This window comes from Morganella sp. GD04133, from assembly GCF_029835375.1.
GTDB classification, from domain to species: domain Bacteria; phylum Pseudomonadota; class Gammaproteobacteria; order Enterobacterales; family Enterobacteriaceae; genus Morganella; species Morganella morganii_B.
On the sequence record NZ_JAODZS010000064.1, the window covers coordinates 1 to 8,446 of the forward strand.

An 8,446-nucleotide genomic window follows, 5' to 3' on the forward strand; every position below is an offset into this window, starting at 1 on the left:
GGTATCATTTACTACTCTTGCTCTGGGGGTAATCCCCCATTTTCCACAGAGGTTTTCAGTAGAATGATGTTAACTGAGCCCGCTTCTGCATCGGTGTAATACCGCCCAGACCCATATGTGGCCGCTCATGATTATAATGCCATAACCAGTTTGTCGCGACTTCCTGTACTTCTCTGATGTGACTGAAAATAATCTGGTTCAGCCAGTCATAACGCATTGTCCGGTTAAATAGTTCAATATACGCGTTCTGCTGTGGTTTTCCCAGCTGGATATATAACAGGGTTATCTTCTGTTGCATTGCCCATTCCTGAAGCTGATGGCTCAGGTATTCCGGTCCGTTATCACAGCGAATACATGCCGGTTTTCCCCGCCATTCCATAATTTGCTCCAGCGAACGGATAACCCGTGCTGCCGGTAATGAAAAATCCACATCAATGGCCAGTGCTTCACGATTAAAATCATCAATGACATTAAATGTCCGGAATGTTCTGCCGTCGCTCAGCTGGTCATGCATAAAATCCATTGACAAGGTTTCATTTATATTTTCAGGAACGGTCAGCGGCGCAGGCAGCAGCCGGATAATCCGGGTTTTCGGTTTAATCCGCAATAAATCCGGTACACGCGTTTGTGATCCCACCGGTCCGCCGAACCGTGAGCGCCATTTATAAAAGCTTGCGCTGCTCATACCGTGTTCGCGGCATAATTCGGGAACCGGTGTTCCTGCCTCAGCCTGCTTCAGAATCGCGATAATCTGACTGTCAGTAAAACGTGATTTTTTCATGTGAATCCCCTGATTCATATTACGAGAAAATTCGACTTATGAACGCTCTGGTTTTTCAGGGGATTACCCATGGACAAACTTCATTACGTTATTTTAGAATTTGTTCCATTCGCCGTTGACCGTCCTAAACGCTGCAATACGTTCGCTGGGTATAGATCCTAAAAATGTAAATTCTTGACTAACAGATTGTTCTGGTTGTACAATTATACGGAAATTAGAACTTTCGAGGGTTTCTCCATCCATCATAAATTTTGGAAACAGTCTTCCTTTTCTCAGTGTCTTAGCACCTTCTCCAAAAGTACCTGGGCCAAAATCTTGATATACTAAACCGCGAATATTTATTTTATATATATAGTTATTTCCCATTGCATATCCACCACAGTCTTCTGTTACAGCTGTTGATACAAAATCACTATTTGGAGATGATATATGTTTTCTGGCAAGGTCCTGCGGTTCTTTTGCTAATTTTTCTTTATATTTTGATAATATCTCGTTATTATTTAGCTTACTTCTAGGATGGAAACCTCCTTCTGCTTTAATTACAGAGGGGGGGCGTGAATCTGCCCGATATACCGTTGTTAGACCACCATTACCACTGAGTCCTTGTTCACGAATGTTATATAAATGTCTTCTTAAATCAATAAAAGCATTTTTATCGACCCAGTTCATCGCCAGTTTACCGGCAATAGCTACGGCTCCTATCATTGCAGGGATACCAAAAGCCAGGGATGTCCATCCCAGAACAGACGATGCCTGCGGATTGCTTTTTTCTGTGGCACCGCTGGCGATTGCCGTCACATCAGAAACGAGGGCTAATCCCCCTATCACCAGGGATGTCACTGACACCGAGCCGACCGCCGCACTAACAGAGCCCAATGCTGATATAGATGCTGCCATCGTTGTGAGCAGCGGTGCCCCGGCGGTAAACACAGCAAGAATACCGGCAATCCCCAGGCCGATGCCCGCACCGACACTCATATGCCCTGACGGGTCGGTAAAATTAACCGGGTCTCCGGCACAATACGCATACGGGTTAATCCCCCCCTCACCAAACGGACTCAGGCTGTCCGGACAGTTAAAGCGCATCAGCACCGGATTATAGGCCCGGTAGCCGTTCCCCAGGTGGTAACTGCCGCTCACCGGGTCACACCGCTCACCGTTAAATCCCGGCAGTAAATCAACCGGATTTCCGCTGCCATACGGTGACCAGTTATGCCGTGTTGCCCCGTCAGTTTTATTCTCTGACCATATCAGGCTGCTGTTGTGGTCGGTCCCCGTCAGCGTCAGATCCCCCCCCTGACTCATACCGAGACAGTGACCGCCCCGTTTAATCAGCCGCGTCTCCTGCCGGCCTGCCGCCAGAACCTCATTGACCAGGGTGTTCCCGCGGTAATACAGCTCCCGCACATCCCCGCCGCTGACCTGCTGGCTCACCAGCCGGTTGAGGGCATCATACTGATAACTGCCGCCGGTAATATTTTTTCCGCTGACTCCCGTCAGACGGCCTGCCACGTCGTAAACCAGACTTCTCTTTGCCTCATCCGTAGTCATCCGGCCGTTGTCATCATATTCCAGTTCAATCCGCGGCGGATAGGCCGCATGAGTATGTGTCACTTCTGACAGCTGTGCGGGGTCGGCGGTATTCAGGTAGTGATACACAGCAGTATCTGTACTGCCGTCAGCCAGCGTGGTGGTAACCTCGGTCAGATTATTTATCGCATCATACTGATACTGCTGACCTGACAGCACGTTACCGTAAGCATCCGGCGGCGGGGTGCTTCCGCTCACCCGGTAACCGATCAGCCGGTAACGGCAGTCATATTCATAGTACTCATCTTTCAGCACCGTGTCGTTCTGCTGGGTGACCCGGCGGCTCAGCAGTCCGTTTTTCATCCGGTGCATCTCTGTGGTCAGCGTGACGCCTCTGCTGTCTGTGAGTGTCCGGCGGATTTCACGGCTGAAATCGTCATATTCAAACGCCGTGGTCAGTTGTGCGCCGCCGGCTTTGTCTGTCACAGTCTGAACAGACAGACGCTTCAGGGCATCATAGTTCAGCACAACGTCAAGCGCACTGTCCTGTATTCCGGTAATCTGTCCGTATTCATCACGGGTATAACATGTCTGTGCCCCGGTAATATCCGTATAGCTGAGCGGAGCGCCGCTCAGCGTACTGGTATACTCAGCCTGCCGCTGATTGTCCGCGCGGGTAAATTGCTCCCGGATCAGTTTGCCTGACTGTGACCAGACACAGCCGTATCCGGTATCGGCCTCGTCGGCATGTAACAGCTCACCGGTCAGGTTATCGTAACTATACGTCTGGTCTATTCCCTCACCGCTCACACGGCAGGGAACATTACCCAGTTCAGGAATATAATAATATTTCAGTGATTCTCCCGACGGAAACGTGATTTCAGCCGGCACCGGAGAGGCATCTTCATAGCGGTACCCTGTCGTTCGGCCGCCGCTTGTTTCACGGGTTAACCGGCCCAGGCTGTCATATTCACGCTGCCCCATGGTCAGCGTTTTTCCGTCAGTTCCCGGGCCGCATACCTTAATCGCGCTGACCTGCCCGTCATCTGAAGCAGGGGCATATTCGCGGGTAACCACCGTACCGTCAGCCAGTGTCCTGGAAATTTCCCGGTCAAACAGGTCATAACAATAGGCGGTGATATTACCGTCTGTGTCTTTCTCTTCCCGCAGACGGTTCAGTCCGTCATAGACATAACTCTGCTGCCCCTGCTCAGCCCCGGAGACATCCGTCATCGTTTCCTGCACCGGCAACCCGGTGATGTTATCCAGCCGGGTGCTGACAGTGCCGCTTTTTACCAAAGCCGTTCCTTCCCCGCCCTGTGCATATGTGCGGGAAACTCGCCGGACAGGATCTGACTGTGTCAGTTCGCGGAGACTGTCTGAAAAGGCGGTTTCTGACGGGTTCCCCCAGTTGTCATAATCCACTGTACCGCTGACCTTAAAACATCTGCCGGCATCCGTCCCGGCCGTAATCCGGTCCTGCTCCGTGCCGCTCTGTTCCTGACCGAAAGCATCATACTGTACGGAGGTAACATCAAACCATTCGTGTGTATGGTCAGTATCCAACACCTGCCTGCGTATCTGACGACCGGCACCGTCGAAATAACGTTTTGCCTGATTACCGGCACTGTCCCGCATGGTTGTGACCGGACCCTCAGCTGTGATTTCATATATCCATGCGGTGGCGTTTTCATAGTCAGCAGAACCGGCATTCTGTATCTGCGTCAGTATCCGCCCCAGCGTGTCATAGGTGTAACGGGTTTCGACACCCTGCGGTGAAACCTCAGAATGCAAAAGCCCGTTATACACAGACCGGCACTGTGTGACGGACGACTGTAACCCGTCATAACCGGTAAAAATAACCGTTTGTGTCATCAGGCCGTTGTTGCTGACCCGTGTGTCAAAATCCTGCCTGCTGATAAAAAACTGCCCTTTTGCATCCGGGTTGTACAGGGTATCGGTGAACGATGTGACGCGGCCATACTCTGTGCTTCCGGTGTCTTCCTCATATTCCGTGGTGCGCACAGATAACGGCGTATCACCGCTGAAGACGGATTTGGTATCCTGTACCACACAGTCTGCCCGGTTGCCTAACAGGCGGTAGGTGTATATTGTGATTTGCGCCGGTGTGTCATCATAATCACTGACCCGCGGTGTTACCGTCACGGATTTCAGGAACCGGACAAACCCGTTCGGCTCGGCCGGACAGTCGCCCCCGCCTTCTGCCGGATAAAATTCATAAGTGGTCAGTGTGCCGTCAGGGGCTTTCATACTGACCGGATTACCGTACTCATCAAATGCGGTTTCCGTAATTTCCTTACGGGTCCGCTCTGCGGCAGGCAGCGTGGTATCAGTCAGGGTAACCGTTTTCTTTTCGGGCATCTGAAACTGAGCCGGCTGCCCGTCAATAAAGACATTAGGCCTGGCATAATAGATGGTTTCCTCACGGATAATACTGCTGCTTTTCCGGGTTTCCTCCGCGATTTGCAGGTGATAGTTATTGTATTCCCGCTTTGTGGTGACGGTGACGCCGCCACTGGTGATACTTTCCTCTGAACCGTAGGTATAATCCGTTAATGTGGTATAGATATAATCACTGTCAGCAGACCAGTTACCAAAATTGCCGTTGAAACCGAGGAAGTTTTGCGTGGTGTACGTGAAATGCCGGATTGTTTTCGGCTGTCCGGCTCCCGGATTACGGGTATGCGTGAGCACTACAGGTAAACGGGCAGTGACACCGGATGAGGCGGGATACCTGAGCCCCTCCCGGCTGTTGTAAACCACGTCGTCTGTCATGCCGGCCGGATATTTCACGCCGGTCAGCAACAGATTGCTCATTCCGGATATGGCATCATAACTGAAATGACAATTCAGAACATTACCGTCCTGCATTTTGTGAAAAATACGGGTCAGATACTTATCATTCAGCAGTTGAAACTGTATGCGGTTTTCATCTCCGGTACCCGGCCACAGTGTCATCACTGACGATTCAGTCTGGTAATCTACCCGGCACAATATAACTGACTCATCCCAGACTTCAGATAACCGCGATACCTGTCCGTTCCAGTCCCAGGTCAGATACAGCTGTCGTCCGGCGGGCGATATGACAGTCGTGGTGACGAATGTCTCATCATCTCTGGCTTTTGTCAGCCGTTCGGTTTTACCGTCTTTCCAGAAAATGGTGTACCCTTCCCCGTCTCCCTGACCACTGGTAAACACAAAGCGGAAACTGCTGAGCTTCTGGTTGCGTACCTTGTCGGTACCGGGGATGACCCGGTATTTTTCACCGTTACTCAGCTCCAGTAAATTAGTTCTGTTATTAAACTGTGTCAGACTCAGGGCAAAACCGGTGCCAAAACCACTGTTAATGTTGTTCAGTGATGAATAACTCAGAGACAGAGGGAGTTCAGGGCCCAGCTGATGATTGCCGACTAACGATACCACGGGCAGATTAACCATAAACTGACCGGTGCGCGGGTCAACATCGGTACTCATGGCACTGATAAAGTTGGATGTCTGTGACGTAAAACTCTCATTCATAATAAATACTCCTGATATAATCAGATGTGACATAAATATTAGGTATTAAAATAACCATAAACTAAGGCTATCTGTATTTCTTTAATGACAATGTCCGGATATATTTTTTATAATATGCAGCCCTCCCTGACGGAGGGCTTATAATATAAAATCCGGGTTATCGTTCTGATAAATAAAAATATGGCTGATAAAAAATTATGGGCATAATAATTTACTTAATAATTAAATTATTATGTCTCCAGACTGAGCTGGTGCGTTTTTCCCATTTTTCGCTGTAAGCTTCCCGGCAACTTAGTCCCGGCGGCAAATGATGCAGCATCTGACCATTACCAATATAGACTGCCGAGTGCTGCAGTCTGGTTGACGGCAGATTAAAGACCAGAATGTCACCGGCCTGAAGAGAAGTATCCTCAATTTTGACGAAGCCTTCCTCCGGAGCCTGTACTTCAAAGATATTCTTCCCTGAACTGAGGGAATAGACCTCACGCGGATAGTCATTGAGTGCAATGCCTTTCTCCCTGAGGAAATAATCCCTGATCAGAGAGTAGCAGTCGTATTGGCCATAGATGTAGGGGCGGTTTTCATAGTCCAGTTCAGTCTGCGGAAAAATAGTCAGGCTTTGCCTGCTGGGCCATAAAACAAGCAGGTATGGCAGACCATCACGGTCACTCATTGCCTGATAATCAGAAATATCGTGGCTCCGGGCATCAGGCACGCTGCAAATGACATGGGTGATTTCATGTGAATGCCTGAGTGTCCGCAGGAAATCAGCATCAATTATTGCCCCCTGTTCAGGTGCCGGAGAAGCATTAACACAGGGTTTGAATCCTGAATTATTGTCATCCTGAGACAGTACACCACAAATCATATCAGGGGCAGCGTCTGTAATATGCTGAATAATATCCTCAGGGACACCATAGTTGCTGACATGTCGTACTGTAGATTCGGAGACATCCTGTGAATTATTACGAAAACCAATGTGTTCAATCTCTTTTTTCTTATTGAATCTAAGCACAGGAGAGGTTCGGTTGCCAAAATTATCGATAATGTCAACGTAGGTTTCCCCGAAAAAGGCCCAGGACGTCATGACAGAACACTGACCATCAATCAGGGGAAAACATACGCCGGGTTTCTTATTTATCGTGTGTTTACAGGGGAACTCGTATTTACCAAAGGTGACGGTGAGTATCTTGGACAAATGGCTCTTTCCATAATCCCCGGCACAATCAAACGCCTGCCAAATCCAATACCAGCTATAGTCGCTTCCGAATATAGAGCCGGACTGTTTGCTGGCTGTCACCGTGGAAATTTTATGAGACGGTTTCTGAATATCCAGATAATAGTTTGTCCCGGTAAGATTAAATAATGTCACTTGACCATGATCTACGTAGTGTAAACTGGATGAATCCGTGTTCATAGAGAAGTCGTTGAGCGTATACTTGTATGGTTCGATAGCTCTTATTTGGATATAACTAGGCATCTTGAAAGATGAACCGGTTGAACCGTTCATAGTATTAGTACCACTGGAAGTAGTTTTGAACTCACCAACCGTTTGAATAGAGATACCTGCAGCTATTTTCTTGTTAATATTCCCTTTTGTACAGTACACGTATAATGTAAGATAGTTATAGCCATCCCCCGGAAATAAATCAGGATCTGCGTCTGTCCTGGACAAAGAATTTTCCAGATCATCTAAATAGTTATTTTTATTGAAGCTGACACGCCAGTCAGATGTTACTCCAGACTCAAAATCGAACGGTATTTTTTCCCCAGTTTGGTAATCGCACAAGAAAATACTGTTTTTCATCTCACTATCCGTCATCTCTACTGGAGCCGAGGGATTCTCGGGCGTACCTTTATCCATTATCTTTACCTTGACGATAACCGCGGTCATATTAAGGCCGTTTCCGTAAATAGTAGCAGACTCTTTTTCCGTATCCTTACGCTGAATATCAAAACCAGCCAAATAGTCGAATTTTTTATAATACATAAAAATATCCTCTTAATATGATAATGTTAGAAATGGTGTTTTTTTGGTTTATACAACCACAATCTGTCAGTAACGTTACTTACAGATTATGGTGACGAACTGAAATATTTTACTGTCATTCCATCTTGGTAAATTAGTTATATTATTAAATTCATGGTAAGCCTGGTGCTGACACCTAAAATACAGTTAAGGTCATTTTATTAACAGTGGCAAACTGCGATAAACAATGTATCTGATACAGTTGCATACATTACACCATTTAGGGCACAAACATAACATGGGGTTAGTTCAATTAAACATTCTAATTAACCACCATTACCATAGGCTTAAATATAGTAATTGTCGTTTTTATTATTATAACATATGATATTTTGTTTGTATTTCATATGCCAATACTAAAAATGACAATAATAATTACGTCTATACCACTTTATCAAATCTTTTAATTCAGATGTTAATAAAAGTAACATCTAATTCCAGGAAAGCAATTAATTTTTCTTAACTATTTTCAATGAGATCACTAATCCATTGATTTTTTTAATTTTTATTTTTTATTTTTTGTGATGATTGTCACCTTTACGAGTATAAATATATATTTTCTTACA

Annotated in this window: 2 protein-coding genes and 1 pseudogene; all 3 read right to left on the reverse strand. The window is 47.0% G+C overall.

The window, feature by feature from the left end:
- Positions 1–55: 55 nt before the first annotated feature.
- Positions 56–781, reverse strand: a pseudogene (locus tag N7387_RS20515) (IS3 family transposase).
- A gap of 93 nt (positions 782–874) precedes the next feature.
- Positions 875–5,851, reverse strand: coding sequence for an RHS repeat-associated core domain-containing protein (locus tag N7387_RS20520; protein ID WP_279800858.1), 4,977 nt, complete (start codon positions 5,849–5,851; stop codon positions 875–877).
- 211 nt (positions 5,852–6,062) lie between these two features.
- The gene (locus N7387_RS20525) at positions 6,063–7,841 is read right to left on the reverse strand and encodes an NlpC/P60 family protein (protein WP_279800859.1); all 1,779 of its coding nucleotides are present in this window, start codon (positions 7,839–7,841) and stop codon (positions 6,063–6,065) included.
- Positions 7,842–8,446 lie beyond the last annotated feature (605 nt).